Below are 2,361 nucleotides of genomic sequence, written 5' to 3'. Positions count from 1 at the left end.
AGGAATCCGACATCGAGGCCATCTGCGCGCGAGAGGTCCACGAGGTATCCGGCCACATAGGCGCCGATCGCCATGCCGATCGCCTCGCCGGTGAACTTGTAGGCAAAGACCTTCCGGCGGTCACGCCCGGCAACCCACCGGAGGACGAGCACCTGCTTGGCCGGCATGGCGGCGGTCAGCCCCAGGCCGAAGACGAACATGCCGAGCAGGAACGCCGTCGGCGAGTCGGCGAGGACGAGCGCGCCGACACCGACTGCGGCGACCAGCTGCGCGACCACGGCGACGACGACCGGGTTGAACCGGTCGCTGAGTCGGCCTGCGAAGGGCGCGGCGATGAGGGCGCCCACCGAGAAGAGGGACGAGGCCGCTGCGGCAGCCAGCGATCCCCACGCACGGGTCTCAGCGGCATACGCGTACTGGTAGGGCAGCACGGCACCCCAGCCGAGCATTCCTATGGAGGACGCGAGGATGAGCAGTTTTGCACGCATGACGAATTCACACCCTTTCTGATGGCGTGTGGGAGAGGAGGCCCGCCGGAAGGTCAACACGGCTTCGATGCCAAATATTTCGAACTCTAAGTTCGACTTCGAAAGGTTAGCAGTCGAAGGAACCGTGCGACAATCGGGTTATGGCAGCGCGGGCGAGGAGTGCACAGGAACAGCACCGCAAGGCCGTCGCGGCCTACGTGGCGGCCGGCGGCGAGGTGTCGGTGCAGCGCGTCATCACCGGGATCTACGGCGTGACGAAGAAGCTCGACCAGTGGTACGTCCGGCAACTCGCCGACCTGGACCTCACCCAGGGCGAGTGGGCCGTCGTCGCCGCCCTCGCGAAGGCCGGCGAGGCGAGGCTCACTCCCAGCCAACTCGCAGACCTCACGAACGTCGCGCCCTCCTCGATGACCCATCGCCTGGACAAGATGTCCCAGCGGGGCCTGATCGAGCGGCGTCCCGACGAGACCAACCGGACCAGGACCCACATCTCGCTGACGAGCGAGGGCTGGGACCTCTTCAGCGACGCGATCCGCGAGTCCAACGTCGTCGAGAGCGACATCCTCCGCGGACTGTCCACGGAGGAGCGCGGCTTGCTCGCCGCCCTCCTGGAGCGGGTCATCGAGCAGCTCGACCGCATCGAGGCCTGAAGCGCTGCCCAGTACCGTGGCCGGGTGCAAGTGCTTGTCGTCGGAGGTAGCGGCTTCCTGGGGCGGGAGATCGTCCGGCAGTCGCGAGCGTCTGGTCACGCAGTCACGGCCACCTACCATTCCGCAGGAGCACTGACCTCCGGGCCGGACTGGCTCCAGGTCGACATCAGAGACCGCGACGACGTGATGAGTCTGGCTCGGGCCGTGCATCCCGACGTCGTCATCAATGCCGCATATCTCCAGTCCGACTGGGCCGCCACAGCGGACGGTGGGGCGCACGTCGCCTTCGCGGCGGCGGCGGTGGGCGCCAGGCTCGTTCACGTGTCCAGCGACGTGGTCTTCTCGGGCGAGGCGGTCACGTATGACGAGACGTGCCTGCCGGACCCCGTCAGTCCCTATGGAGCCGCGAAGGCAGCCGCCGAGACCGCGGTCAAGGGCATCGCTCCGGACGGGATCATTGCCAGGACCTCACTCATCCTGGGCGACGGCGACTCACCAACCGAGCAGCTCGTCCACGCCGTTGCATCCGGTTCCGGTGGCCTCCTCTTCAGCGATGAGGTCCGATGCCCGGTGCACGTCACCGACCTCGCGTCAGCACTGATCGAGCTGGCTGGGTCATCGCACCACGGCGTGCATCACGTCGCCGGCGCCGACGCCATGAGCCGTTACGAGCTTGGCGTGCTGATCGCCCGCCGGGACGGCCTCGACGAGGCAGCGCTCCCGCAGGGGCTGCGCGCGGCGACCGCGATGCGGGGGCCCATTGACGTGCGCCTCGACTCGACGATGACGCAGGCGAAACTGCGCACCCCGTTGCGCGGCGCCCGCGCCTTCCTCGCTACATGACTTTCGTCCCCAACAAGGCTGGGAGAAGGCGCGCGACGAGGAGCCAGCTCAGCGGCATACCCTCTGGTCATGTTGATCCCTCTCGGCGACCACGGCCCGAACGTGCACGAGTCCGCCTGGGTGGCCCCGAGCGCGGACCTCGTCGGCAACGTCGAGCTCCGGGCCGACTCGAGCGTCTGGTACACCGCGGTGCTGCGCGCGGAGTTCGAGCCGATCGTCCTGGGCGAGCGGAGCAACCTGCAGGACGGCGTCATCGTCCACACCGACGTCGGCAAGCCCGCGACGGTCGGCGCCGGCGTCTCGGTCGGCCACCGGGCGGTGCTGCACGGCTGCACGATCGAGGACGACTGCCTCATCGGGATGGGGGCGATCGTGCTCAA

General features: G+C 68.2%; 4 protein-coding genes. 3 read left to right on the top strand and 1 reads right to left on the bottom strand.

Translation table 11 applies throughout. The features are described from left to right. The coding region (locus tag VIR15_RS16685; protein ID WP_331929771.1) for an MFS transporter at positions 1-488 on the bottom strand (488 nt) is incomplete at its 3' end. A gap of 140 nt (positions 489-628) precedes the next feature. Here VIR15_RS16685 and VIR15_RS16680 point away from each other — a divergent pair. From VIR15_RS16680 to VIR15_RS16670, 3 genes are all read left to right on the top strand, one after another. Beyond that, positions 629-1,138 (top strand): MarR family winged helix-turn-helix transcriptional regulator, encoded by a 510-nt coding sequence (locus tag VIR15_RS16680; RefSeq protein ID WP_331929769.1) that lies wholly within the window; start codon positions 629-631, stop codon positions 1,136-1,138. 24 nt (positions 1,139-1,162) lie between these two features. Continuing rightward, entirely contained in the window at positions 1,163-1,981 is an 819-nt protein-coding gene (locus tag VIR15_RS16675) for an SDR family oxidoreductase (RefSeq protein WP_331929767.1), read from the top strand. A 69-nt stretch (positions 1,982-2,050) separates the two neighbouring features. Next, the coding region (locus VIR15_RS16670) for a gamma carbonic anhydrase family protein (protein ID WP_331929765.1) at positions 2,051-2,361 on the top strand (311 nt) is incomplete at its 3' end.

The organism is Intrasporangium sp. (assembly GCF_036566125.1).
Taxonomy (GTDB): Bacteria; Actinomycetota; Actinomycetes; order Actinomycetales; family Dermatophilaceae; genus Intrasporangium.
This window is presented reverse-complemented; position numbering and strand designations above follow the sequence as displayed.